Genomic DNA, 24,844 nt, shown 5'->3' on the forward strand with positions numbered 1-24,844 from the left:
TTGTGTATATTGATACAGTATTTTTTTCCTCCCCTTTTCTCTCAAGCCCTTTTTCCCAGTAATTAGACAATTTGGGTCGAGATCTTTTGATTGATCATTCGGAAAAGCTAGCGTCCCAAACTGATTTTTCGGTCATTCGCCCTTTAAAAATTTCCATATAAAAGAGCGCAGAAAACGAATCATTTTCTGCGCTCTTTTCGAATAGCTATAAACTTTTCTTGATTTATCCAATTTTTTATACTAGCCCATAAGGCAAAAGCTTCTGCTGAAGCAACTGAATTGCTACGAATTATTCACAGTTTCATAAATACGGATCGCTTCAAGAAAATATTCCCCGTATTTCTCCAGCTTGTTTGCGCCGACACCGCTGACTTCGAGAAAGGCATCTTCGTTTTTCGGTTTGCGCGCAACCATGTCCTGCAAGCTCTTATCTGAGAAGATGACAAACGGTGGAACTCCCGCTTCATCCGCCAATTTTTTGCGGACTGTTCGCAATTCCTCGAACAGCGGATCGTTGGTTGCAATCCGCTTCGTGACGACCACGCCTTTTCTCATGACACGGCGTTTTCCAAGCAACACATCGCGTCCGCCATCCGGGACGAAGATCGTCGGAAAGCTGCCTTGTTCGACTGCCAGCAATTCCTGCGAAATCATGAATTCGATAAGGTTCGATACTTCTTTTGAATTCATATGCTTTAACACGCCGTATGTCGACAATTGATCAAAGCGGAAATCGAGCACTTTCTTGTTGCGCGAGCCGGTCAATACTTGGGCAGTCATCGTCTTGCCGAATTTCTGGCCCATGCGGATAACGCATGACAATACTTTCTGGACATCTTCAGTCACGTCCTGGCCTTCCCGCTCATCGACGCAATTTCCGCAATGGCCACATGGGGCCGCACTTCCATCGCCGAAATAATGGACGATGAATTGCTGGAGGCAATTTTCCGTATGGCAATAATCGACCATCCCCTGAAGCTTTTTCAACTCACCCGGGATGCGCGAAGGGTCTTGCGCCTGGTCGATCAAAAAACGTTGCGTCTGGACGTCTTGCGAAGCGTAAAGGACGATGCATTCACTCGGCAGGCCATCCCGCCCCGCGCGCCCCGCTTCCTGATAATAGCTCTCCATGTTTTTCGGCAGTTGGTAATGAATCACATACCGGATATTGGATTTGTCGATGCCCATTCCGAATGCATTGGTCGCGACCATCACGGTCACTTCGTCGTTCAAAAAGCGCTCTTGCCCAAGGCGGCGTTCGTCGTCCGGCATACCCGCATGGTATTTTGCCGCCTTGACGCCGCGTTTGACAAGCGATTCATAGACCGAATCCACTGTTTTGCGCGTCGCTGCGTAAATGATTCCAGCTTCATTGTCGTTTTTCTGGACGTAATCCCGGATAAAGCGTTCGCGATCCTGTCCTTGGATGACCGAAAAGCTTAAGTTCGCCCGTTCAAATCCAGTGATGACGGTATTTTGTTCTTCGATATCCAGGATGCGGCAAATATCTTCCCGTACTTGAGGCGTCGCCGTCGCCGTCAAGGCAAGCACCGTCGGATTATCCGGGAAAATTTCCAGCATGCGGCTGATCAGCCGGTAGCTCGGCCGGAAATCATGGCCCCATTGCGAAATGCAATGCGCTTCATCGACGGCGATGAGCGGTACCTTGACGCCTTGCAGACCATCCAAAAACATTTCCGAATCGAGGCGCTCTGGCGCGATATACAATAATTTGATGATACCCATCTGCACTTCATGAAGGATTTCACGGACTTCATAGACATCGAGCGAACTATTAATAGAAGCAGCTGGAATGCCGGCTGCCTGCAATGAGTCGACTTGATCTTTCATCAGGGAGATCAGCGGCGAAACGACAATGGTTGTCCCTTCCATGGCAAGTGCAGGAATCTGGTAGCACATCGATTTCCCGCCGCCTGTCGGCATGACGCAAATCGTGTTTTGGCCATCGAAAACTTGCGTGATGGCTTGCTCCTGGCCGGTCCGGAAGCTATCATACCCGAAATGCGACTGCAGTAGTTTTCTTGCTTGTTCCAACAACTTTGAACACTCCCCATACTGTTTTACTATGAACGTAGCTTACCATATTTAGAGGGCTATTTCTTTTTTGGCATACGAAAAGCCACCCCAGAAAATCGATTGGTTTCCAGGGTGGCTGAAAAGGCCTTTTTATTCGAATCATGCCAGTGAGAATAATCTCAGGCGTATACTCTGGCTAATAGGAAGAAATACGGCCGCTTCATGCCTTTCCAATCCATCATGCCCAATAATACATCCTCATTCACTTTGCGGAAATGGTCCTGGATCGGCAATTGATCGTAAATCATCACCGCACTCGTTTTCCCGCGCCACTCCATCTTGCGGAGCCGTGCTGCACCTTTCGCGCCGCTCAACAGATTAGCGATCAGCGCGGGTGGAAACGGATGCAGCGGGAACGGTTTTCCAAAAGGGGAGTTAAACAATAAAGGGTCGACATGCTCGGTGCTGTGGAAAGCTTTGCCGTACCAGCCCGACTTTTCAAGCCAGCCGTCCAGTGGATGTCCTGACGGCAATTCGCGCCCTTTCCACGTACCGAACATTTCGTACGGGTCGACTGGCTCAAGCGCATCGAACAAGCGGCAAACTTCGCCCGCGCTGTCCGCACCGTGCTCCATCATTTCCCAAGCCCAGCGTTCCGGCTTCATGGCCCTCTTCCTTTCAGCTTAAATTTCGATCTCCCACTGTTTAGCTTCTTCTTCTTTCATCTGTTGTTCGGTCTCTTCTGGATACGCCGTGCGGAATTTGTGAGAATCCTGCGGGATGATCTCCACCATTTTATCGATCATGTCCTGCGGATCGAATTGGTCTTCCAAGCCCTTCTCCATTTCTTTCATGTCTTCAGGACGTGTAAAGTGGATTTTCTCATCGAACCATTTCCACTTGGCTTCTGCACTGCGATCGTTAAATCCTGTAGCGAAGGCTCCCGGGTTAATCGTCGCCACTTGTACGCCAAACTCTGACATTTCTTTGCGCAATGTTTTTGCAATTGCTTCGATAGCATGCTTCGTCGCTGTATACGGGCCGACGTAAGGCGTCGACATGATCCCTGCCATGGAAGATAGGAAAATAATCTTGCCTTTGCCCTTCTCGACGAATTTACGTGCGGCGATTTGAGCCGTTTCAAGCGTTTGGAAGACGTTTACTTCAAATAATTCACGGAAGTTTGCCATTGGCACTTCCCCGAGTGGGCCGCCTTCGTTGATGGCAGCATTTGCTACAAAGATATCGAAATCGTATTCAAGCATCTGTGCCAGATCCTGTGGATTTTTAATGTCCATTTTAAACGTTGTCAATTCCACCCCGGCTTCAGATGCCGCTTCACGGAGTGATGTTACTTGAGGGGCTGTTTCAACTGGCGCGATGACTTTATGGCCTTTCGCCGCCAGTCCAAGTGCCGTACCTTTTGCGAGCCCGCTTCCGGCTCCTGTAATGAAAATCGTTTTAGTCATCATTTCTCCTCCTGATTCTGTAGGTTGCTATAGTTTGTCTTCCCCATAGCAAATAGAATAAACAGGTTTAATTGAGCCACCATTCTTTACGGTCCATTTCTTCTGCAAAATGGGCATATTCAGAGAGTGTCTCCTCCAATACCTTTTCGCTCCGGGCAAGCATGCGCTCCCTCGCTTTTTTCCGTTTAAAGCGCCTCCCATAGACGGCTTGCAATTCATCGTAGGAGGATTTCAATTCACGGAAACTAGATGCCAGTTCATCATCTTCGTCGGATAACAGCGAAGCTAGCATCCCAATTTTCCCGTACAGTTCTTCGACTGTATAACGCTCGCGATCCTTGTAGAGGATGCCGGCCACAATTGACGCCGGAAGTTCCTCGTCCACTCCCCGCGCCAAATCCGTCAGCAGTTCGATCATGATGCGCCGGTTGCTCGCCAGCGACAGGACATAAAAAATATGGGGAATCTGATCAACGGGCGTTTCTTCAATATATTCATCGATTTGCCTGATCAAATCCTCCGCTTTTAAATGGTCGATGAGAATGCCCAGCCGGTATGTTTCGTACATTATGTATCTTCTCAAACCCTCACCGCCATTTCCTCAAGTCTCTCTTTCATTTTGACAGATAATTCTGTCAAAAACAATTCACCAATCGCCCTTGCTATACGAAAAAAAGCCTGCTCTCCTCATTACAGGAGAACAAGCTTTTGCTTCCGTGCAGATATCAAGTCGCCAAGCCGTAGCTTCCCATGCGGCGCTTCACTTGGATAAAGGAAGCCGCCTCGGCGAGTTCCGCTTCATTCAATGGCTGGTCATCGAGCATCACTGTATATTCGTTCAGGAAATTCGTATTTTGAAGATTAACATTGATTATGCGGTCGTTGCGGTCCAATAGGCTGTCCACAGAAATCTCAAAGAAATCGGCGAGGCGTTCCAAATGCACAACTGATACTTGTTTCTTTCCGCTTTCGTATGCCCAAACCGTACTTTTCGCAAAGCCCAAAAGGTCTGCAAGCTCTTCCGGAGAATGGCCTCTCGCTTCTCTCAAGTCTTTTATTTTTTTGCTTAACTGCTTCATAGTTGATTCCTGCTCCTTTTAATAGATTTCTAATTATTTTAAATATACTGCAACTAAACTGAATGAGCAATCATTTTATGGAAATTTTTTAAAATAGAATGAATATTTAGTGAACAGTATCTATTTAATATAATTATTGGAAATTTACAGAGCCATAAATACTATAAAAACTAAAAAATTTCATTTTATGATATTTAATCCCAATTTTCGGGCAAATAACAATGCTTGATCCGTAGATACTTTGCACCCCGCGAGCAAATCCGTAGTCAATTGCAGATCTTCAAAGCGGCTTGAACTGAAATCGGCACCTTTGAGAAAAGTTCCCGTGAAGTTGGCTTCGTTTAAATCGCTGTCGAGAAACTGCGCATTTTTCAAGTTCACTTCATAGAAGTCTGCTTGCCGCAAAACACTTTTTTCGAATGTCACGTCGCTTATATGGGAAAACCCGAAAACTGCATAATCGAGACGGCATTCTCTAAACTGTGTGTAACGGATCGTGCTTTCCGTAAAATCTGTGCCGAGCAACCGGCAATTTTCGAACTTCACCCGATGAAACACCGCGCGGCTCATATCAGCATTCGATAAATCGCAATTGATGAATACCACATCCGCAAACTCGCTGCGTTCCCATTCACCAGCCGAAAAACGGACATTTTCGAACTTCACCCGGTCAAAATGAATTCTTCCTGCCGTTAATTCCTCGGAAACAATCCGGCAATCATGGACATATCCATCATCTAATGCTTCAATAAAAGAAAAAGTTTCTAGCTCTGTGGGAAGCATCGGTTCGGTCTTCTTATTCTTTTTCATCATCATTCCTCCTGGCTCGCATATCTTCTTCTTTATCTTAACGACTATTGTAGTTTCTTGTCCCGTTCGCCGCGCGAGTTGCATTATGCCAAATCCGCTGTAAAGGAGATGCTGCATGGAAAATGTCAAAAGTACTTTTAAAGAAGTCGCCTCTGCCATTCTTCCTGTAACGATTGTCGTCGTTTTGCTTCAAGTCCTGATCATCCGCCTACCGCTCGAAGCGCTGCTGCAATTTTTGATCGGGGTCGTTTTTGTCGGAACCGGCTTTTTCCTGTTCCTGCTCGGAGTCAATGCGGGGCTGCTGCCAATCGGGGAACTGATTGGCAAAAAGCTGCCCTTGACCCGCAAGCCATGGCTGATCATCGGGACGGGCTTGGTGCTCGGACTCGCTGTCACGATTGCCGAACCGGATGTCCGTGTGTTGGCCAATCAGATTGAGAATGTTTCAGGAGGGGATATTTCACGAAACATCCTCATCTTATCCGTTTCGGTGGGCTTGGCGATTTTTGTTGCCTTGGCGATGGTCCGGACGCTGTTCAGCATCCCAATCCATTATATGCTGATCGGTGGATATACCTTTGTCTTTCTTCTTTCCTTTTTTGTCCCTGATGCATTCATCCCGATTTCTTTCGATGCGGGCGGGGTCACGACCGGCCCAATGGCAGTGCCTTTCATTTTGGCGCTGGGCATCGGCGTCGCTTCCGTCCTGCGCTCCGATAAGCCGAGCAGCGGCGAAGGCTTCGGCTTGATCGGGCTGGCATCGATCGGCCCCATCATCGCTGTCATGCTGCTGGGGGTGCTGTACCGGTGAACTTGCATATTTTTCAAGGTTTCGGTGAAGTGCTGATCGAAGTCAGCATGGCTCTCCTCCCGCTTGTCGTATTCTTTAGCGTATTCCAATTGTTCATGCTTAAATTGCCAAAAGAACGCGTGCTGCAAACCGGACTCGGCTTTGTTTTGACGTTTTTCGGATTGGCTTTTTTCCTCCAAGGCGTCCATATCGGCTTTATGCCCTTTGGCGAATTGATGGGTGCGGAACTTGGCGAGTGGCAATACCGCTGGGCCATCATCCCGATTGGGTTTGTGCTCGGCTTTGTCGCGACATTTGCTGAACCGGCTGTCCGCATCATGAATGAGGAAGTCGACCGCGAAACGGGCGGTTACATTTCCTCGCAGATTATGCTCTACACCTTATCGACAGGGGTCGGCTTATCCATCGCTTTATCGATGCTGCGGATTTTGACAGGCTGGTCAATCTGGTATTTCATCCTGCCGGGTTATATTCTCGCCCTGATCCTAATCTTTTTCTCCACGCGCACGTTCATCGCAATCGCCTTTGACTCAGGCGGCGTTGCTACCGGGCCGATGACCGTGACATTCATCGTCTCTGTGGCAGTCGGCATCGCTTCCGTCACCGAAGGGCGGGACCCGCTTGTCGATGGCTTCGGTATGATTGCCATCGTGGCATTGACGCCGATCATTTCCGTACTTGTTGTCGGTTTACTCTTTAATCGAAAGGCAGGGAATCAAAACCATGAATCTGAATCATAGACTGATGATTGCCATCGTAAAACGCGGTGCTTCGAGGGATGTCATTGCAGCGGCGAAAGAAGCTGGCGCAGATGGAGCGACAGTGCTGTATGCGGAAGGAATCGGGAGAAACGAAAAGCCCACTTTTCTCGGGCTTCCCGCTACACACGAAAAAGATGTCGTCTTTATCGCTGTTGACGGCGAAATCGAATTTGCCGTCGCAGAAGCCATCAGCCATGCCGGAAAATTAGGCAAGTCAGGTTATGGCCTCGGCTTTACTGTCCACCTCAGCAAGTTGCTGGGGGTCCCCCATCTCACCGAACGCGAAGACGACCGCAAAAAGAAGCGAGGAGTGGAAAAGATGCCAGAACCGAAAGATTTTCAATTGATTGTGACCATCGTCAATTCCGGAGATTCCGGACAAGTTGTCAAGGCAGCCGCAAAAGCCGGCGCTGAAGGCGGGACCATCCTGGAAGGGCGCGGCACCGGAGTTAATGAACAGAAAAAGTTCATGAACTTTACGATCGACCCGGAAAAAGACGTTGTCCTGACATTGGTGCCGTCCGTATTTGCAGCAAAAGTGGTTGCGAGCATCGAACAGGCAGTCGACCTCGACGCTCCAGGAAAAGGCATCGCCTTCTTGATCGACGTGGAAAACGTGTTTGGCGTCAATCATTCCTCTTTGAATCCATAAGAAAAACCGGTGAGTTCAGGACTCACCGGTTTTTCTATTTAATAGCGTTCTGCCCCGTGCACTTGATTGGTCAAAGTTTCCTCGTTCTCACCTTCAGACATTTTGTTGTAGAGCTCTTCATTATGGTCTTTCATGAGAATCCTACTTCATTTTAATGCCATCATTTCCCTCTTCCCACCCTCACTTTCAAATAAACCTATTTTCTTCCAAATAACCCCTTCGACGCAGACTCATTCTTTGCAAGAAGCGCCCTTTACTATTTGAAAATTAAACCCGCCTCTCTTGGAATAGACAAATCCCGCTGGATATGGAAAACTAGAATGGAATCGACTAATAGAAAGCAGGGCTAGAAATGAGCGTTACCTTGAAAGAGAAAGGGAGATGGGACCCTTTGAAAGTTTTTTTGAAAGTATCAGTGGCCTATATTCTCTCTCGGTTTTACCGAAATGCAAAAGGTCCGAAAATCGCCCTGGTGGGAGGAAACCTCGGAGAAAAATACGAAGATAATGCTTCCGTATTCCATAAATATGTGGTGAATAACCATGCAGAACAAGTCACGGCTTATTGGATGTATGACCCGGCGACCGACTATGCGAAGAACGGGCGTATCCCAAATGCCGTAGCGCTTGGCAGCTTCCGTAATTACTTGCTGTTTTTCCGCGCCGATTACACGTTTCATGGGCATTCCTTGCTTTATGACATCGTGCCATCCGCCGATAAATTCTTGAATTTGAATCGCCGGACGGTTATTACGCATGTCAGCCACGGCATCGAAGGCTTCAAGAAAATCCTCATCCAAAAAGAGGATGTTCCACTCCTCAAGCGGACTGATTACTTCAACTGTGCCTCGCGCTATGAATACGAGTTGAAACGCGACAAATGGAAAATCCCTGAAGAAAAACTCATCATCACCGGATTCCCCCGTTTTGACCGCTATTTGCCAAACCAGCAGCCACCAAAAGAAATGAAGCGCATCCTCATGATGATGACTTGGCGTGAATGGCTGTTTGACCTCTCAAGGGAAGAATTTCTCGAAAGCAATTACTTCCGCAGCACGATCGGCTTATTGGAGCACGAAGGAATACGAAATCTCCTGAAGTCTAATGGCATACGCCTACAAATCGCCTTGCATCCGTTCATGAAGCGATTTGAAGAGCACTTCTTTTCGCTTGCCGACCAGGATTACGGCATCGAATTTCTGGATTTCAACCACGCATCCATCGAGCGTTCGATTGAAGAAAATGATATGCTTCTGACGGATATCACAAGCGTTTCCTGGGACTTCCTGTATTTGAATAAACCGATCATTTTCTTCATGTTCGACCAACAGGAGTATACGGAAAAACGAGGATCTTATCTCGACCTTGATAAAGATTTATATGGATATAGATCCCCGACAGCAGAAGATGTCTACAACACGCTCACCTATATGGTTGAGAACAATATTACGCATAACGAATGGTATGGGAAAGCCGATGAGTACATCGACTATTTCGACCAGGACAATTGCAAACGCTTGGCACAACGCGTCATGAACGTTTGAATGTTTCACGTGGAACTCTGTTATGAGACGAAAAACCGGCAAACCTGAGATCATTTCAGGCTTGCCGGTTTTTGTAATTTAACAGATGAATAATCTTTTAAGATGACAGATTGCTCAGTTGCAGTTCTACCGGGCAATGATCCGATCCGTGTACATCTTTATGGATCGAGGCGCTCTTCATTTTCCCGATGAGACGGTTGGAAGCGATGAAGTAATCGATGCGCCAGCCAACATTTTTCTCTCGGCAATTTGAACGATAAGACCACCATGAATAATGGCCGCCTTCATCAGGATGGAAATGGCGGAATGTATCCACGAAACCGTTGCCGAGAAAATCACTGATCTTCCCGCGTTCTTCTGGCGTAAAGCCTGAATTTTTTTTATTGGCTTTCGGGTTTTTCAAATCGATTTCCTGATGCGCGACGTTTAAGTCCCCGCATAAAATGACAGGCTTTTCGAGGTCCAATTTCTGGATATGTGAAAGCAGCTGGTCTTCCCATAATAACCGGTACGCAAGGCGCAACAGCCCGTGCTGGGAATTCGGCGTATAGCTATTGACCAGATAAAATTCAGGGAACTCCAATGTGATCAGCCTGCCTTCTGTATCGTGTTCCTCGAGACCGACCCCGTAATGGACATTCAACGGACGCTGTTTGGTGAAGATGGCAGTCCCTGAATAGCCCTTCTTCTGTGCATAATTCCAATATGTATAGTAACCCGGAAGCTCCAAATCAATCTGGCCTTCCTGCAATTTAATCTCCTGAACGCATAGAATATCTGCATCCACTATCTCAAAAAAATCCATAAATCCTTTTTTCATCACAGCACGCAGGCCATTTACATTCCATGATACCAACTTCATCCCACTCACTCACTTTCTTTCATCAGTGTAGCGGAATAAAGGCCATGCCTCAAATGTGGAGGTTTCGATTTCTTTTTGCATTATATTGTAAAATTTCAGCAAATATTCAGTCAAAACTGTCTTTTTTTAGAGTCTGTCTTGTACAATAGACTTAACAAAAAAGGGGGCCTTCGGCTATGGCGAAGTTCACGAAACCGGAAAAAAGCTGGGCATTTTACGATTGGGGCAGCTCCGCATATTCCATTATCATCACAACCGCAGTATTTCCGCTTTTCTATAAAGCAGCCGCAACAGATGCCGGTGTGGAACTTGCAGATTCCACTGCTTATTTAAGCTACACCATCGCTATTTTCACGTTTATCTTGGCAATGCTCGGCCCGCTGCTCGGCACAATTGCCGATTACGAAGGAATGAAAAAGAAATTCTTCACTGTGTTTTTCTTGCTTGGCACAGTTTCAACAGCGATGCTCGCCTTCGTTCCGGAAGGACAGTGGCTGTGGCTCTTGATTTGTTATGTGTTCGCGGCGCTTGGAGCGACTGGCGCGAATCTATTCTATGATGCCTTCATTGTCGATGTCACGACTGAAAAGCGCATGAACCGCGTCTCCGCATTCGGCTATGGGCTCGGCTATATCGGTTCGACCATTCCGTTTGCGCTCGCCATCTTAATCATCCTGCTTGCCCAAAATGAAGTCCTGCCGCTATCCGTTACAAATGCCAGCCGGCTTGCCTTTTTGATCACTGCGGCTTGGTGGATCCTCTTCTCCATACCGTTATTCCGTCATGTAAAGCAAAAGCATTTCATCAAACGCGAAGCGAGCCCCGTGGCCCAAAGCTTCCGCCGGCTCAGTAAAACGATCCGGGAAATCCGGCAATACCGCGCCTTGTTCCTGTTCCTGATTGCGTACTTCTTCTATATCGACGGCGTTGGCACCATCATTTCTTTATCCACTGCCTACGGGACCGATCTTGGGTTAAGCGCCACCAGCCTGTTGATCGTTTTGTTCGCCACTCAAGTCGTGGCCGCGCCTTTTGCGATTCTCTACGGCAAGCTCGCCGATCGCTTTACCGGAAAGAAAATGCTGTATGTCGGCATTTTTGTCTATATTATCGTCTGTGTCTATGCAGTCTTCATTGAAACTATCATGGATTTCTGGATTCTTGCAATGCTGGTCGCTACTAGCCAAGGCGGCATCCAAGCCTTGAGCCGCTCTTACTTCGGCAAGCTGGTGCCCAAGCAAAATGCCAATGAGTTTTTTGGCTTCTACAATATTTTCGGCAAATTCGCAGCGATTACGGGGCCGTTGCTGGTCGGTGTCACTTCCCAGATCACCGGCAACTCCAGTTTAGGGGTTTTGAGTTTGGTCGTACTCTTTGTTATCGGCCTAGTCGTCCTCATCTTCGTTCCGGAGCCGGAGCCACATGATCCGATCGACGAAGTCGCTATTGAATAATTCAACAGATAAAAAGCCTCCCACAGCTGTGGGAGGCTTTTATTCATGATTAGTTATTCTTTTTTGCATCAGTTGGCTCGACTTTAATTTCGCCGTCTGAGTTTTTGCCGAGTGATGATTCACCGAATTCCACGACATCTACGCCGCCGGCATCTTTCTCAGCTTTCTTCACTTCTTTTTCTACTTTCTTTTCAGCCTTTTCGTGCTCTTTTTGGGCTTTTTCTTCTTTTTTCTCTTCTTTTTCTTCTGCTTTATCTTGCTGCTTTGCTTCTTTTTCAATCGCTTTTTCTTGTTTCTTCAATTCTTTTTCTTCTTTCTTCTCATCACGCTTCGTCTTCAGTTCATCAGCTTTCACTTTCGCCTGTTCGATGGAAGTGTTCACTTTTTCACTGGAATCCGAAGTTTTTGCTTTCACTTGCTCCTGCAATTCCTTACCGCTCTTAGGGGCAAGCAAGAGGCCTGCTGCAGCGCCAATCAAAGCACCTGTTACAGCGCCGGCAACGAAGCTTCCGCCGCCTCCGCCTGATTCAGAACCGTGTTCCTGTGCCATCGGTGCAGGCGACTGAATTTTGCCTTGGCGCACGAGACGCTCTTCGACTTCTTCTACAATTTCAAACAATGTGCGTCCTCTTGCTTCAACTAATGAAACGCTCATGTGGAAATCCGTCAAATCTTCTTGGTCACGGACGACCACTACGTCGTAATCTGTAGCATCTGTTTTCTTTTCAAGCATTTCTGCGCGATACCCTTTTTGTACTAATGCATCGCGTACGGATGTAAATGGATGTTCAACTGCAATTTTTACCATTCTGTGTCCACTCCTTTTTTTTGAAAACTCTATGTTAAGATGTTTTCCCCTAATCCTCCTCTCTAAACTTATCCTTTCCGAACTCCCCTATTTTTTTCAAATTTTCACGCTATGAATAGCTTAATGAATTCGCTTATTCATAATGAAGTGTTTAGGCATCACATGGATAGACGCTGCCCTGCTTGGAGTTGGCCTCTTGCTATAAGCCAGAAAGAACGTCTGTCTTATAGCATCGGCTCACCCTTGACGCTGGACAGCTTAGAGATTTCATTGGGACAAGTGGGTTTAAATGGTTGTGCTTCTTGAGTATTCATCGGCCGGTGGGGGAATCGCTTCCTGCTTCAAGATATTTAGTGAGGCATTTCACATTCACTTTGAGCATCAGTTGGATAGTCGCCGCCCTGCTTGGGGTTGGCCTCTTGCCACAAGGCAGGAAGAGCACCTGTCTTATGGCATCGGCTCACCCTTGGCGCTAGGCAGCTTAGAGATTTCGTTGGGAGACATGGATTTAAGTGCTTATGCTTCTTGAGTATTCGTCGGCCAGTGGGGAAATCACTTCCTGCTTTACGGCAGATAGTGATGCATTTGATATTCGGTTTTAGCATCAGAGAGGCCGTCGCTGTCCTGCTTGGGGTTGGCCTCTTGCTATAAGCCAGAAAGAACGTCTGTCTTATAGCATCGGCTCACCCTTGGCGCTGGACTGCTTAGAGATCTCGTTGAGACCGATGTGTTTACATGGTTCTGCTTCCCGGTTATTCATCCGGTTGCAGGGGAATCGCTTCCTGCTCCGAGGCGGATGGTAGAACTTTTCGAGCGGGAACTATGGAAATCGGTTCAGACTACATATTGTTGTTCATCTTCCTGCTTCCAGACTATTTGTTCAGTACATAAACAAAAACCCCAACCGGCGTTTGAGCCGGTCGAGGCCAATGGATTTTATACGGTTACTCCTGTGCGTTCTAGTGCCTTGATGCGTGTGCCGGTTTCTGCATCAAAGAAATGAACGTGTGCCATGTCAAAGGCGAGTGTCGCTTGATGTCCTGCTTCGATTGTAGTTGCTGCGTCGACCCGCGCGATAAATTCCTGGTCTTCGTAGACGGCGTGGAGAATCGTCTCAGCACCTGTCAGTTCGGATACGGTAATAGTCGCATCGAATTCACTAGCCGGAATTCCAGACAGGTCTTCGTTATTAACATGGATATGTTCCGGGCGGATGCCAAGCGTGATTGGCTTATTGTCATAGCCTTCTGCTTTCAACATATCCAATAGTTTTGAAGGAATCGCCATTTTTTTATTCCCTACAGCGAAAGTGCCGTCGATTAGCTGGCCTTCAAAGAAGTTCATTGCCGGTGAACCGATAAAGCCGCCGACAAAGCGATTTTCCGGGAAATCATAGACTTCTTTTGGCGTGCCTACTTGCTGAATCAATCCGTCTTTCATGACCACGATACGGGAGGCCATGGTCATCGCTTCCGTTTGGTCATGAGTGACGTAAATCGTTGTTGTTTTCAGACGGTTATGCAGCTTGGAGATTTCAGCGCGCATCTGTACGCGTAATTTCGCGTCCAAGTTCGACAAGGGCTCATCCATCAGGAAAACTTTTGCATCACGGACAATGGCACGTCCAAGGGCTACACGCTGGCGCTGCCCTCCTGAGAGCGCTTTCGGTTTTCTGTTCAGGTAGTCTTCCAATCCGAGGATCGCGGCAGCTTCATCTACACGTTGTTTAATCTCCGACTTTTTGAACTTTCTCAGTTTCAACCCAAATGCCATATTTTCATAAACAGTCATATGTGGATATAAGGCGTAGTTTTGGAATACCATTGCGATGTCGCGTTCTTTCGGCTCGACATCATTCATGCGTTTTCCGTCAATGAAGAATTCGCCTTCCGAGATTTCTTCCAGTCCTGCGATCATCCGCAACGTGGTCGATTTCCCGCACCCCGAAGGACCGACAAACACGATAAACTCCTCATCTTTTATATGTAAATTGAAATCACTGACTGCCAATGCGCCTTTGTCATAGCGTTTGCCTAATTGCTCAATTTTAATTTCTGACATTTCCCATTCTCCTCTAAAGCGTTTTCTTTCATTATAGAGAATTTGCAGTAAATTACAAATACAATCGTGCAAACGTTTGCCTAAATACATTCTACAGAGGTAATATTCCCGCACTTCGGGAGGCAACCAATTCATAAAGTCCTTTCTATCAGGCTTTTTAAAAGTTGCACAAGCTCCGTTCCAACCAATTAAACCTGCATTACTCACTCCCCATCAGATCCTGGGCCCCTCTTCCCTCAAAACAAAAAGCCCCCGAAGAATTCGGGAGCTTGCTGTCTGTCATGCAATTAGACCGTTACCGGTTTTTTCTCTTTTTTGATTTGCTTGCTGCGAAGCTGTCCGCAGGCAGCGTCGATGTCTGCGCCTTGTTCGTGACGGACACCGCAATTGATGCCTTTTTTCTTCAATGCATCATAGAATGCACTGATGGCTTCAGGCGTGCTTTGCTGGTATTGGTCGTGCTCATCGACCGAGTTGTAAGGAATCAAGTTGACGTAAGACAAATGACGCTTGTTTTCAAGCAATTTCGCCAGCTTGTTCGCTTCTTCGACATGGTCGTTGACGTCGCGCAGCATGATGTACTCGAATGTGATACGGCGATTCGATTTTTCCAGGTAATAATCGATGGAATCCATCAATTTTTCAACTGGGTAAGCTTTGTTGATTTTCATGATACGTGAACGCAATTCGTTCGTTGGGGCGTGGATGGAGATTGCCAAATTGACCTGCAAGCCTTCATCCGCATAATCGTAAATCTTCGGCACGATACCGCTTGTGGAAACCGTGATATGGCGCGCTCCGATTGCCAACCCTTTTTGAGAGTTCACAACGTGGAGGAAATCCATCAAGTTTGTGTAGTTATCGAACGGTTCACCGATTCCCATAACAACGATGTGGCTGACGCGCTCTTCTTTTTGCTCTGCATCGAAGTGCGCCTGTACTTGCATGATCTGCTCGACGATTTCGCCGGCGTTCAAGTCACGGCTCTTCTTCAACAGGCCACTCGCGCAGAAACTGCAGCCGATGTTGCAGCCGACTTGTGTCGTAACACATACCGAGTTGCCGTATTTAAAGCGCATGAGAACTGTTTCGATCAAGTTGCCATCCTGCAAACGGAAAAGGAATTTGATTGTGCCATCAGACGATTCCTGCTTGACTGCCTGGTCTAATGTACGGATCGCAAAATTGTTTTCCAAAAGCTCGATGCAATCCTTCGATAAGTTCTTCATCTCCGAGAATTCAGTGACACGTTTAATGTAAAGCCAATCCCACACTTGTTCCGCGCGGTATTTCTTTTGGCCATTTTCAACAAACCAATCTTTTAATTGTTCTATCGTCAATCCATAGATGGAATTTTTCATATTAGGACCCTCATTTCAGAATTTCACAATTGCTTATTATAATACTAAAAATCCAGGCTGGCAACAACTATTTTCGACTAAATCCTTTTATACCCGCTGTATTTCTGCATATTCCCGCTCCTAGAAGGGTACAGAATCAATACAGCAAAAAGGAGGAGAATCATCATGGCAGCAATTACGCATGTGGGACTGGCGGTGCCCGATTTAGATAAGGCAATTAAATGGTACCGAAAAGTATTCGATTTTCATATTTTGGCGGGACCGTTTGAATTTGATGCAGAAACAGAAGGCACGGAGTCGATGACCAACGATTTACAGGGGCCGGAGATTCGCAAGATGCGCAATGTCCATCTCATGTCTTCGGACGGCTTCGGAATCGAGCTATTTGAATTCCAGGACCCTTCTTTTTCTGAAAAGCCGCCGCGGCGTGCAGGATTTTTCCATATTGCCTTGGTGGTCGATGACATCGTCGAAACGATCGAACGCATTGTCCAGCATGGCGGGCGCCAGCGCAGCAAGATGTGGAATATCAATAAAGGCAAGCCCCATTATTTAGTATATACCGAAGACCCATTCGGCAACATCATTGAATTATATTCACGCAACACATCAGAAATGTATGGCAATCGTTAACCAAAAGAAACCGGACAGCCGAAATGGCTGCCCGGTTTTATTTGTTTTAGACCAATTGCTCTTTTTTCGCGAGCATTGTGCCGTTTTTGGCTAATGAGTCGTGCCACGACAAAGCTTTCTCGAGGACGTGCGGCGTCTGGCCTCCGCGTGTCAGCGCTTCTTCGTAATACTCGCGCATTTGCGGGCGGTAATCCGGATGCACGCAATTTTCGATGATGACTTCCACGCGCTGGCGCGGCGCCAGTCCGCGAAGGTCGGCATAGCCTTGTTCGGTGACAACTACATCGACGTCGTGCTCGGTATGGTCGACATGCGAGGCAAATGGCACCACGCTTGAAATCTTGCCGTCTTTTGCGGTGGATTTCGTGACGAAAATGGCAAGGCGCGCGTTGCGGGCGAAGTCCCCTGAGCCGCCAATGCCGTTCATCATTTTCGTGCCGGAGACATGCGTCGAGTTGACGTTTCCGTACATATCGAACTCAAGTGCCGTATTGATCGAGATCAAGCCGAGTCGGCGGACGACTTCCGGATGGTTCGAGATTTCCTGTGGTCGCATGATGATCTTGTCACGGTATTGGTCGAACTCGCTGAACACTTGCTTCATTTTTGGCTCGGACAAAGTGATCGAGCAGCACGAAGCGAAATCCACTTTGCCGGCATCGATCAAATCGAAGACCGCATCTTGGAGCACTTCTGAATAGACTTCCAAGTTTTTGAATTCTGAATCGATCATGCCGTGAAGCACGGCGTTTGCGACAGAGCCGATTCCGGATTGAAGCGGAGCCAGTTTTTCTGTCAGGCGGCCGGCTTCAATTTCACTGCGGAAAAAGTTCAGCAAATGGTCAGCCATAATTTTCGTATCTTCATCTGGCGCTACGATGGTCGACGGGGAATCTTCCTGATGTGTGAAGACAATGCCGCGCACGCGTTCCATATCGACCGGGATGCCTTTCGTTCCGATGCGCTGATCAACGGATGTTAATGGAATCGGGTCACGCTCGCCTTGTTTGCCGGTATCGTAAATATCGTGGATGCCTTCAAACAGTTCCGGCTGGGCTGCATTGATTTCCACAATAATGTTTTTTGCATGTTTCACAAAAACAGAAGAGTTGCCGACAGAAGTCGTCGGGATGATCATGCCGTCTTCAGTAATCGACAATGCTTCGACGATCGCGAAATCGATCGGCTCGATGACCCCTGAACGGATCCATTCCGCTGTATGGGACAAATGATGGTCAACGAAATACATATCGCCGCCGTTGATCGCTTTGCGCATGGCGGGTTCTGCTTGGAACGGCAACCGTTTGTTGACGATGCCTGCTTCCGCGAATAAGCGGTCGATGTCGGACCCGAGGGATGCACCAGTGAAGACGTTGACTTTGAAGCTTTCGCTTTCAGCGCGCTCAACTAATGCATAAGGGACCGCTTTTACATCCCCCGCTCTTGTAAATCCGCTAAGTCCGAGTGTCATGCCGTCTTGAATCCACCCAGCTGCTTCTTGCGCTGTGACTACACGATCCTGCAATTCTGCCGCTTTGATCCGCTCGAGGTTCTTTTCCATTCCATCCACACTCTCTTTCTGTTTTTTTATCTAATATATACCAATTTTTGAAGCGTTTTCATAATAGTGAACATTAATATATTGGGTTCATTTTTTAAAAAACAGATGCAAAACACCCAATTTAATTGTGTAACTATTATTAATGATAACGCGTAACGGAGCGCAACAGAGAATATCCGAATAGAAGAGTGCATACCTTGGGTCAAACAGAAAATCGGCTGTCCGAGACAGCATTTTCATGCGTTCTCAGAAGCCGAGTAGTTTGCGGAAATAGCTGGAATACGATTGGCTGACCGGCAGCCGTTCCCCATTATCCATCGCCAGTACGAATGTGGAATGGGTGTCGGGATGGATTTCTTCTATATGATGGACATTGACAATAAACGAACGGTGGCAGCGGATAAATGAATCCCTCGGCAGCAAATATTCGAATTCCTGCAGGGAGTTTTTATTCGTTCCGGAAAAGTCAGCAGCGTGGACGTGGGTTTTTCGGTCCTTCACTTCAAGATAACGCACATCAGTGAACGGAATCGGTTTCCAGCCATCCGGGCTTTTTACCGTCACGACCGATTTGCCTTCTGTATAGGCCGGGTAGATCGCCATGACACAGCCCGCGAGCACGCCGTCTTCTTCAAACGGCACCGCCATGCCATGATAAGGCACGCCAAACACTTCCCGGTTGATGAATTCCGATGCTTTTTGGCCGGTCGTCAGCGCTTTATGGGCGATGGTGCCTTCACGCACTTTATCCCCTGCCTTGATCTTCAAGTCAATGCGTTTGCTCGGGCGATAATAAGTATATTCATCCATATTAGAGACCGCTATCGAGACTTCATCGGAGAATAGCTCCCCCATCACATCCAATAGCGGGCCGGGTGTAATTTTTTCCATCGCGCGCGGGCCTCCAATAATATCTAAGTGGTATTAGTATACATGACTTTGCATGAACAGAAAAGTTAGCCACAAGGCTGCCGCATCGGTTTCTTGGAAATTATGGCGATTTCTTTAACATCGTGCCGGTGCGCTTGTATCTTGCATGCCATGACAATGCTTCATCCAGGACATGCGGCGTATGCCCCCCTTGAGCGATTGCCTCTTTAAAGTAATCCTGCAGCTGCGAATGGTAATCCGGATGGACGCAATTCGCGATAATCCGCTCCGCCCGTTCACGTGGTGCCAAGTTGCGAATATCAGCAAAGCCGTGCTCTGTGACCAACACGTCTACATCATGTTCTGTGTGGTCGACATGGGAAGCGAACGGCACAACACAAGAAATCCTCCCATTCTTGGCGGTGGATTTGGTGACGAAAATGGCGAGCTGCGCATTGCGCCCAAAATCACCCGACCCACCGATGCCGTTCATCATTTTGGTGCCGGCGATATGAGTTGAATTGACATTGCCGTATAAATCGAATTCCAACGCCGTGTTGATGGAAATAAGGCCGAGGCGCCGAATGATTTCTGGATGATTGGAAATTTCCTGCGGCCGCAGCACTAAACGATCCCGGTAGCGCCCGAGATTTTGATAAATTCTTTCCATATAAGGCTTGGATAAAGTAATCGCCGAAGCAGAAGCGAATAACGCCTTGCCAGAATCGAGCAAATCGAACACAGCATCTTGCAGCACTTCGGAATACAGTTCCAGCCCTTCAAATTCCGAATCGATCAGGCCATGCAGCACCGCATTTGCAACAGATCCGACACCTGATTGAAGCGGCGGCAGACTTTTGCTCAAGCGGCCGGCTTGCACTTCCCCACGCAGGAACTTAAGCAAGTGTCCCGCCATGATATCCGTTTCCTCATCAGGCGGCTCGATTGGCGAGGGCGAATCTGCTTGATCGGTCCAGACGATGCCTTTCACTTTCGACGGATCGATCGGGATGCCTTTTGTGCCAATACGGTCCCTGGGCGAGACGAGCGGGATCGGCTGTCTCGATCCAATCGCTTGCGGTTCGTAGCAATCGTGGAGCCCTTCAAGTTCCATCGGCTGTGCCGTATTGATTTCAATAATGAGGTTGTCCGCATGATGGGCGAATACCATCGAGTTGCCGACGGAAGTGGTCGGGATTAACAAGCCTTCCCGCGTGATGCCAAGCGCTTCAATAATGGCAAAATCCAAAGGGCCCGTCACGCCTCCGCGAACCCATTCCGCCGTTTGGGACAAATGGTGATCCACGAATTGCACCTCTCCCGAATTGATCGCAGAACGCATGACCGGATCGGATTGATACGGCGCGCGTTTTCGGACGATGCCTGCTTGTGCGAAACGCCCGTCAATTCCGGAACCGAGTGAAGCGCCTGTGTAGACATCGATTTGAAACGGCTCTTGCTCCCTGCGCTGCGCTAAGGCATTTGGTACGGCCTTGGCATCACCTGCGCGCGTGAATCCGCTGAGCCCGATCGCCATGCCGTCCGTTATCCAGGAGGCTGCCTGTTCAGCACTAACTATCCGTTCATGCAAAGCCGTTAACTTGATTCGTTCGAGTCGTTGATCCATCGCCATCCCCTTCCCCCTGTCAGTCTTGAATATTACCTTATACCCTTGAAGCTACACCGCTCAACCCGTTTCGATTTTTAACATCCGAGAAGCTTTCAGACTGCCGGAAAAGAAAATCTGTTTGCCGATTGCAAAGTGATTGACAAGCTTCAGAAGTATCCATAATATGGGGAAGTCAATATAACTGCCATATGTACATATATATAAGAAAGAAGGCACCCCCATGTCCAAAGACCAACGCAAAAAGATCTTGATTTTGATGATCAATATGTTCATCGCCATCGCCAGTTTCGGCATCATTATCCCGATTCTGCCGTCATATCTTGTTTCCATCAATCAAGGTGGCATGGCAGCCGGCCTGATGATCGCCATATTCGCTGCTGCCCAGTTCCTCTTCTCGCCGATTGCCGGTAAATGGGCAGATCAATACGGGCGCCGCATCATGATTATCTGGGGCCTTGCGGGGCTCACTTTATCGATGTTTATTTTCTATGCTTCCGACTTTATTTGGGTGCTGTATTTCTCCCGCGTCATCGGGGGAATCGGTGCGGCCATGCTTGTTCCAGCCATTTTCGCATATATCGCTGACATCACTACTTTCGAACAACGCGCTAAAGGCACAAGCCTAGTATCTGCGGCAATGTCACTGGGCATCGTTATCGGGCCCGGAATCGGTGGTTTTCTCGCCGATTACAATATAAAGCTGCCATTTCTCGTATCAGCGCTCGTATCCCTTGCAGCGGTGCTGTTTTCCGTTTTCGTGTTAAAAGACAGCGACGCCGAAAAAGCGGATCCGGATCTCGCTTTGACAATGACACAATCCGAATCAATGCTTAAAAAGATCGGCCGCTCAACTTCGGTTCCTTACTTTTTGCCGCTGGTCATCACGCTGGTCATGAGCTTTGGCTTGCTTGCCTACGAATCCGTCCTCGGGCTTTATCTCGACAATCAATTTAATTCCACTGCGAAAGACATCGCCTTTATGATCACAGCAACCGGTACAGTGAGTGTCATCGTTCAATTATTTGTCGTTGACCGCATTGTCTCGCGCTTTGGCGAGATTGGCGTCTTGATCACGTTTCTCGGCGTTGCAGCGGGCGGGTTCCTCGCATCGCTATTTGCGAGTAGTTATGTCATGTTCTTTGGGGTGTCACTGATCATCTTCCTGGCCACTTCGATTTTACGACCGGTGTTGAATACATTGATTTCAAAACTCGCAGAAGGCGAAGTCGGCTTTGCCATGGGCATGAACAATGCCTATATGAGCATCGGCAATGTCATGGGGCCTCTCCTGGCCGGCATTCTATTCGACATCAATATCATTTTCCCATTCATTCTCGGCCTGTTGTTGCTGTTGGCTACACTGGTCATCACAGCCGGCTGGCAGCGCTCAAGGTCTGCCAAGCAGGCACGCACAGTCGAACAATGATCCAAATGCTTACTGCTGGATAAGTTTGTATCACTTTTATATTCGATAAAAAGACAGGGCAGCGACTAAGCTGCCCTGTCTTTTTCCATATAAAGGGTTTACTGCAAGACTTTACACTGGGAGAAGGTGGGTTTTGTCTAGAGATTTGTTTTTTCTTGCCTTTTTCTGCTAACGGGAAAAGCCAATAGCTTTACGCTGGCGATAGATGGTTGTATAATATTTGTATAACAAAAAACTACGGAATGAAGGTCATGCTATGTACAACATCAAAGCTGCAGCCAAAATACTCGACATGCCTAAAGTGACCATCCGCTCCTGGGAGACGCGCTATAATGCCATCACGCCTGCGCGCACAGAATCGGGTCATCGCCTGTATTCCGATCAAAACTTAGAGGATTTGAAATGGCTGAAAATCCAAGTTCAGGAAAATGGCATGAAAATCAGCGAAGCTGTGAAGCAATTGCACACTTCAAGGAAACAATTCTACCACCCAGAAGTCACCGATTCACACGAACCCATTGAGTATGCAAGGCAAATTGAAGAGCTGTACCAAGCCGCTGTAGAAATAGACATTGACCGTTTTAATTATTTGCTTGATTTGAAGTTCTCGCTATTCCACCACCAAACCGTCTTCTTCCATATCATCGCGCCGCTTATGGTGCGAATCGGTGCAGAATGGGAAAATGGCCAAATCAGCGTCGCCCATGAACATATGATCACCAATATCATCCAGCAGCGCTTCAACCAGTTTTTCCGGGTCTTCCCGGTAGCGCCCCATCTCCCGAGAGTGCTGGCGCTTAGCCCGAGTGGCGAACACCACCAGCTGGGATTATTATTGTTCTCGTTGTTCCTGCGTGAAAACGGCTTCCACGTCGTCTACACGGGGCCGGACACACCGCTTGAGGGCCTAGCAGAAATGGTGGCCAAGCAGGATTTCCAGTTGGTTTGCATGTCTGTTATGACGCCAAAAAGCCGGCCAGTTGCAGAACAATACATCAAAGAACTTTCTGATGCTGTTCCCGGCCTTAACTTTTTACTGGGCGGGCAAGGCATCGATTGCGATGATGAAAAAATCAACCGCTATTGCATCGGCACCACACTCGAATCCTGGCAGCAATGGCTCGACGGATTCAAGACAGCCCATACCTTGTAATTGCACAAAAAAGCCATGCGTGAAGGAGTCCTTCGCGCATGGCTTTTTTTACTGGTTGTCAATTTCCTGGTATTGTTTCATGAACGGTCCGCTGTCCGCCACTTCCGAATGGTAAAGCGCCTTCAACGCAAAGCTTTTCTCAAGCTCCATTTCCTTCATCAATACCTTCAGCCGTTTTTTCAGTTCCGGCTCCTGGTTGACCAATTTCTCCATATTCGATTTAAAATAGCGCATCGTGATCCGCTCCTTTTCTTTTATTATAACACGGCAAAGCAAAGAAAAAGCGCATCCATCAAACGGATGCGCTTTTTCAGCCGACCACGTGAAACACGTAATTGACGAAAAATAGACAAGCAATCACATAAAGAGCCGGGGAAACTTCACGCCATTTGCCGATCGCCACTTTCAGCACCGGATACAGGATAAACCCGATCGCGATGCCGTCCGCAATACTGTACGTAAACGGAATCAGCGCAATGATCAACAATGCCGGAAAAGTTTCGCTCATGTCCTTCATGTCGAGATTCTTGATATTCTGAAGCATCAACCCGCCGATGATGATTAAAATCGGCGCAATCGCGCTGTCGGGAATGATCTTGATCAGTGGAATGAAGAACGCTGCACCCATAAACAAAAAGCCGGCCGTCAGTGAAGTCAAACCGGTGCGCCCGCCAGCAGCCATCGCTGCCGCACTTTCCACACTGGCCACAGTCGGGCTCGTGCCGAGAAATCCGGAAGCCATCGTCGAGACTGAAGTCGCCTGGAACGCGCGCGAATATTTTTCCGGACGGCCGATGAAATTCACCTGTCCGTGGACGAGGCCGATGTTTTCAAACACCAAGACCATCGTCAGGGAAAATACCGCCACCCAAAACGTTGTCGACAAAAAATTGCCGAACGACATCGCGCCGAACACCGCAAAGGCTTCTGCCGTATTGACGCCTGGCTCGCTCAATTGGCCAAGATCGATCATGCCGAAGAAATAGGCAATGACCGTTCCCAGTACAATGGTGATCAGAAAATTTCCCGGCACATTGCGGATAAATAAAATGATCGCGAGCAAAAACGTCACGATTGTCGACAGCACGAGCGGATCCGACAGCGAACCGAGCGACAGAATCGCACCGTCTCCTGGCCCGACAAGGCCGCCTTTCTCAAGGCCTAATAGCATCAGAAACAGCCCGAGCCCCACCGTGATCGCTTCTTTCAGCGAATTCGGCACGGCCTCGCTGAGCATTTTCGAAAAGCGCGTAAACGCGACAAAGACGAAAATGACACCCGAGACAAAGACGACCGCAAGCGCTTCCTGCCAGCTCAGCCCCATCGACTGGACGAGCGTATAGGAGAACAATGCGTTGATTCCCATGCCCGGAATGAGCAAGATGGGCGCATTGCCCCAAAAGCCCATCAATAATGCGCCGATGACGGAAGCAGCAATGGTGCCGATGATCGCGTACTCGATTGGCATGCCGGACTCCGATAAAATCAGCGAGTTGACGGCGATGATGTACACAACGGTAAAAAATCCGATCAAGCCGGCAGTCATTTCCCGCTTGATGGTCGTCCCGTTTTCGTTAAGACCGAAAAACCGGTCCATCCAATTTGCCATAAGACATACCTTCTATGAAATTAGCCCTCTCCCTACCCGCTCTGCCTGAAAAAATCAGGTAAGCCAAGATAGAAGTGTAATCCTAAAAAAAGACGCTGTCAAGGCTTTTTTCTTGAAAGGGGACAGGCAGTTATGCAGGCATCTGCTAGCGCTTTCAACCAATCGATTGAAAATTTAATAAAGAAAAAACCGCCTGTTCCCTGCTCATCACATTAGATGAAAAAGAGAACGGACGGTTTTTGATGTAATTGAAA

General features: G+C 47.9%; 23 protein-coding genes. 8 read left to right on the forward strand and 15 right to left on the reverse strand.

Going from position 1 to position 24,844, the window contains the following annotated elements:
- Nucleotides 1-282: 282 nt before the first annotated feature.
- The 6 genes from recQ to G3255_RS15345 form a co-directional block, all read right to left on the reverse strand.
- A complete protein-coding gene (recQ, locus tag G3255_RS15320) occupies nt 283-2,058 on the reverse strand; it encodes a DNA helicase RecQ (protein WP_211655259.1) in 1,776 nt (591 codons plus the stop codon).
- A 158-nt stretch (nt 2,059-2,216) separates the two neighbouring features.
- A complete protein-coding gene (locus G3255_RS15325) occupies nt 2,217-2,702 on the reverse strand; it encodes a DUF4334 domain-containing protein (protein WP_211655260.1) in 486 nt (161 codons plus the stop codon).
- Nucleotides 2,703-2,720: 18 nt separating this feature from the next.
- Nucleotides 2,721-3,506: an SDR family oxidoreductase gene (locus G3255_RS15330; protein WP_211655261.1), complete on the reverse strand. Its 786-nt coding sequence runs from the start codon at nt 3,504-3,506 to the stop codon at nt 2,721-2,723.
- Nucleotides 3,507-3,573: 67 nt separating this feature from the next.
- Nucleotides 3,574-4,074, reverse strand: coding sequence for a hypothetical protein (locus tag G3255_RS15335; RefSeq protein ID WP_211655262.1), 501 nt, complete (start codon nt 4,072-4,074; stop codon nt 3,574-3,576).
- 157 nt (nt 4,075-4,231) lie between these two features.
- The gene (locus tag G3255_RS15340) at nt 4,232-4,585 is read right to left on the reverse strand and encodes a helix-turn-helix domain-containing protein (RefSeq protein WP_211655263.1); all 354 of its coding nucleotides are present in this window, start codon (nt 4,583-4,585) and stop codon (nt 4,232-4,234) included.
- Between the two features lie 180 nt (nt 4,586-4,765).
- A complete protein-coding gene (locus tag G3255_RS15345; protein ID WP_211655264.1) occupies nt 4,766-5,395 on the reverse strand; it encodes a pentapeptide repeat-containing protein in 630 nt (209 codons plus the stop codon).
- A gap of 115 nt (nt 5,396-5,510) precedes the next feature.
- Here G3255_RS15345 and G3255_RS15350 point away from each other — a divergent pair, with 115 nt between their 5' ends.
- The 4 genes from G3255_RS15350 to G3255_RS15365 all read left to right on the forward strand — a co-directional run bounded on the left by G3255_RS15350 (nt 5,511) and on the right by G3255_RS15365 (nt 9,162).
- Entirely contained in the window at nt 5,511-6,206 is a 696-nt protein-coding gene (locus G3255_RS15350; protein WP_211655265.1) for a DUF1538 domain-containing protein, read from the forward strand.
- Complete coding sequence (locus tag G3255_RS15355) at nt 6,203-6,946, forward strand: DUF1538 family protein (protein WP_211655266.1); 744 nt, start codon at nt 6,203-6,205, stop codon at nt 6,944-6,946. The genes G3255_RS15350 and G3255_RS15355 overlap by 4 nt, the downstream gene beginning before the upstream one ends.
- The gene (locus G3255_RS15360) at nt 6,930-7,619 is read left to right on the forward strand and encodes a P-II family nitrogen regulator (RefSeq protein WP_211655267.1); all 690 of its coding nucleotides are present in this window, start codon (nt 6,930-6,932) and stop codon (nt 7,617-7,619) included. Before G3255_RS15355 ends, G3255_RS15360 begins: the two co-directional genes overlap by 17 nt.
- A 391-nt stretch (nt 7,620-8,010) precedes the next feature.
- The gene (locus G3255_RS15365; RefSeq protein WP_249222142.1) at nt 8,011-9,162 is read left to right on the forward strand and encodes a CDP-glycerol glycerophosphotransferase family protein; all 1,152 of its coding nucleotides are present in this window, start codon (nt 8,011-8,013) and stop codon (nt 9,160-9,162) included.
- Between the two features lie 97 nt (nt 9,163-9,259).
- Here G3255_RS15365 and G3255_RS15370 read toward each other — a convergent pair whose 3' ends face one another.
- Nucleotides 9,260-10,024, reverse strand: coding sequence for an exodeoxyribonuclease III (locus G3255_RS15370; RefSeq protein ID WP_211655269.1), 765 nt, complete (start codon nt 10,022-10,024; stop codon nt 9,260-9,262).
- A gap of 176 nt (nt 10,025-10,200) precedes the next feature.
- On the opposite strand from G3255_RS15370, the gene G3255_RS15375 reads away from it, so the two are divergent.
- On the forward strand, nt 10,201-11,478 hold the full coding sequence (locus G3255_RS15375) for an MFS transporter (RefSeq protein ID WP_211655270.1): 1,278 nt from the start codon (nt 10,201-10,203) through the stop codon (nt 11,476-11,478).
- Nucleotides 11,479-11,527: 49 nt separating this feature from the next.
- On the opposite strand, the gene G3255_RS15380 is transcribed toward G3255_RS15375, so the two are convergent.
- The 3 genes from G3255_RS15380 to rlmN all read right to left on the reverse strand — a co-directional run bounded on the left by G3255_RS15380 (nt 11,528) and on the right by rlmN (nt 15,708).
- Nucleotides 11,528-12,286 (reverse strand): YkuS family protein, encoded by a 759-nt coding sequence (locus G3255_RS15380; protein WP_211655271.1) that lies wholly within the window; start codon nt 12,284-12,286, stop codon nt 11,528-11,530.
- Between the two features lie 936 nt (nt 12,287-13,222).
- On the reverse strand, nt 13,223-14,347 hold the full coding sequence (locus G3255_RS15385; protein WP_211655272.1) for an ABC transporter ATP-binding protein: 1,125 nt from the start codon (nt 14,345-14,347) through the stop codon (nt 13,223-13,225).
- Between the two features lie 287 nt (nt 14,348-14,634).
- Nucleotides 14,635-15,708: a dual-specificity RNA methyltransferase RlmN gene (gene rlmN, locus G3255_RS15390; protein WP_211655273.1), complete on the reverse strand. Its 1,074-nt coding sequence runs from the start codon at nt 15,706-15,708 to the stop codon at nt 14,635-14,637.
- Nucleotides 15,709-15,873: 165 nt separating this feature from the next.
- On the opposite strand from rlmN, the gene G3255_RS15395 reads away from it, so the two are divergent.
- Nucleotides 15,874-16,341 carry a VOC family protein gene (locus G3255_RS15395; RefSeq protein WP_211655274.1) on the forward strand — a complete coding sequence of 156 codons (468 nt, stop codon included), beginning with the start codon at nt 15,874-15,876 and terminating at the stop codon, nt 16,339-16,341.
- Nucleotides 16,342-16,387: 46 nt separating this feature from the next.
- On the opposite strand, the gene scpC (G3255_RS15400) is transcribed toward G3255_RS15395, so the two are convergent.
- The 3 genes from scpC (G3255_RS15400) to scpC (G3255_RS15410) form a co-directional block, all read right to left on the reverse strand.
- The gene (scpC, locus tag G3255_RS15400; protein WP_211655275.1) at nt 16,388-17,902 is read right to left on the reverse strand and encodes a succinyl-CoA:acetate CoA-transferase ScpC; all 1,515 of its coding nucleotides are present in this window, start codon (nt 17,900-17,902) and stop codon (nt 16,388-16,390) included.
- 246 nt (nt 17,903-18,148) lie between these two features.
- Nucleotides 18,149-18,793, reverse strand: coding sequence for a LytTR family DNA-binding domain-containing protein (locus G3255_RS15405; protein WP_211655276.1), 645 nt, complete (start codon nt 18,791-18,793; stop codon nt 18,149-18,151).
- Nucleotides 18,794-18,893: 100 nt separating this feature from the next.
- The gene (gene scpC, locus G3255_RS15410; RefSeq protein WP_211655956.1) at nt 18,894-20,399 is read right to left on the reverse strand and encodes a succinyl-CoA:acetate CoA-transferase ScpC; all 1,506 of its coding nucleotides are present in this window, start codon (nt 20,397-20,399) and stop codon (nt 18,894-18,896) included.
- 223 nt (nt 20,400-20,622) lie between these two features.
- Here scpC (G3255_RS15410) and G3255_RS15415 point away from each other — a divergent pair, with 223 nt between their 5' ends.
- Both G3255_RS15415 and G3255_RS15420 read left to right on the forward strand, forming a co-directional pair.
- A complete protein-coding gene (locus G3255_RS15415) occupies nt 20,623-21,828 on the forward strand; it encodes an MFS transporter (protein WP_211655277.1) in 1,206 nt (401 codons plus the stop codon).
- Between the two features lie 256 nt (nt 21,829-22,084).
- Entirely contained in the window at nt 22,085-22,981 is an 897-nt protein-coding gene (locus G3255_RS15420) for a MerR family transcriptional regulator (RefSeq protein WP_211655278.1), read from the forward strand.
- 48 nt (nt 22,982-23,029) lie between these two features.
- Here the strand turns inward: G3255_RS15420 and G3255_RS15425 are convergent, their stop codons facing one another.
- The gene (locus tag G3255_RS15425; protein WP_068870565.1) at nt 23,030-23,215 is read right to left on the reverse strand and encodes a hypothetical protein; all 186 of its coding nucleotides are present in this window, start codon (nt 23,213-23,215) and stop codon (nt 23,030-23,032) included.
- A gap of 76 nt (nt 23,216-23,291) precedes the next feature.
- Nucleotides 23,292-24,590: an NCS2 family permease gene (locus tag G3255_RS15430; RefSeq protein WP_211655279.1), complete on the reverse strand. Its 1,299-nt coding sequence runs from the start codon at nt 24,588-24,590 to the stop codon at nt 23,292-23,294.
- Nucleotides 24,591-24,844: the final 254 nt, after the last annotated feature.

Source organism: Planococcus sp. MSAK28401, assembly GCF_018283455.1.
GTDB lineage: Bacteria > Bacillota > Bacilli > Bacillales_A > Planococcaceae > Planococcus > Planococcus alpniumensis.

What these genes read in the sequence shown, in the direction of transcription:
- G3255_RS15415 (WP_211655277.1), top strand. Translation starts at nt 20,623, where the DNA reads ATGTCCAAAGACCAACGCAAAAAGATCTTGATTTTGATGATCAATATG.
- scpC (WP_211655275.1), bottom strand. Translation starts at nt 17,902, where the DNA reads ATGGAAAAGAACCTCGAGCGGATCAAAGCGGCAGAATTGCAGGATCGT.
- G3255_RS15370 (WP_211655269.1), bottom strand. Translation starts at nt 10,024, where the DNA reads ATGAAGTTGGTATCATGGAATGTAAATGGCCTGCGTGCTGTGATGAAA.
- G3255_RS15405 (WP_211655276.1), bottom strand. Translation starts at nt 18,793, where the DNA reads ATGGAAAAAATTACACCCGGCCCGCTATTGGATGTGATGGGGGAGCTA.
- G3255_RS15345 (WP_211655264.1), bottom strand. Translation starts at nt 5,395, where the DNA reads ATGAAAAAGAATAAGAAGACCGAACCGATGCTTCCCACAGAGCTAGAA.
- G3255_RS15360 (WP_211655267.1), top strand. Translation starts at nt 6,930, where the DNA reads ATGAATCTGAATCATAGACTGATGATTGCCATCGTAAAACGCGGTGCT.
- G3255_RS15350 (WP_211655265.1), top strand. Translation starts at nt 5,511, where the DNA reads ATGGAAAATGTCAAAAGTACTTTTAAAGAAGTCGCCTCTGCCATTCTT.
- G3255_RS15395 (WP_211655274.1), top strand. Translation starts at nt 15,874, where the DNA reads ATGGCAGCAATTACGCATGTGGGACTGGCGGTGCCCGATTTAGATAAG.
- G3255_RS15430 (WP_211655279.1), bottom strand. Translation starts at nt 24,590, where the DNA reads ATGGCAAATTGGATGGACCGGTTTTTCGGTCTTAACGAAAACGGGACG.
- scpC (WP_211655956.1), bottom strand. Translation starts at nt 20,399, where the DNA reads ATGGATCAACGACTCGAACGAATCAAGTTAACGGCTTTGCATGAACGG.
- G3255_RS15340 (WP_211655263.1), bottom strand. Translation starts at nt 4,585, where the DNA reads ATGAAGCAGTTAAGCAAAAAAATAAAAGACTTGAGAGAAGCGAGAGGC.
- G3255_RS15385 (WP_211655272.1), bottom strand. Translation starts at nt 14,347, where the DNA reads ATGTCAGAAATTAAAATTGAGCAATTAGGCAAACGCTATGACAAAGGC.
- G3255_RS15335 (WP_211655262.1), bottom strand. Translation starts at nt 4,074, where the DNA reads ATGTACGAAACATACCGGCTGGGCATTCTCATCGACCATTTAAAAGCG.
- G3255_RS15380 (WP_211655271.1), bottom strand. Translation starts at nt 12,286, where the DNA reads ATGGTAAAAATTGCAGTTGAACATCCATTTACATCCGTACGCGATGCA.
- G3255_RS15425 (WP_068870565.1), bottom strand. Translation starts at nt 23,215, where the DNA reads ATGCGCTATTTTAAATCGAATATGGAGAAATTGGTCAACCAGGAGCCG.
- G3255_RS15325 (WP_211655260.1), bottom strand. Translation starts at nt 2,702, where the DNA reads ATGAAGCCGGAACGCTGGGCTTGGGAAATGATGGAGCACGGTGCGGAC.
- G3255_RS15420 (WP_211655278.1), top strand. Translation starts at nt 22,085, where the DNA reads ATGTACAACATCAAAGCTGCAGCCAAAATACTCGACATGCCTAAAGTG.
- G3255_RS15375 (WP_211655270.1), top strand. Translation starts at nt 10,201, where the DNA reads ATGGCGAAGTTCACGAAACCGGAAAAAAGCTGGGCATTTTACGATTGG.
- rlmN (WP_211655273.1), bottom strand. Translation starts at nt 15,708, where the DNA reads ATGAAAAATTCCATCTATGGATTGACGATAGAACAATTAAAAGATTGG.
- G3255_RS15330 (WP_211655261.1), bottom strand. Translation starts at nt 3,506, where the DNA reads ATGACTAAAACGATTTTCATTACAGGAGCCGGAAGCGGGCTCGCAAAA.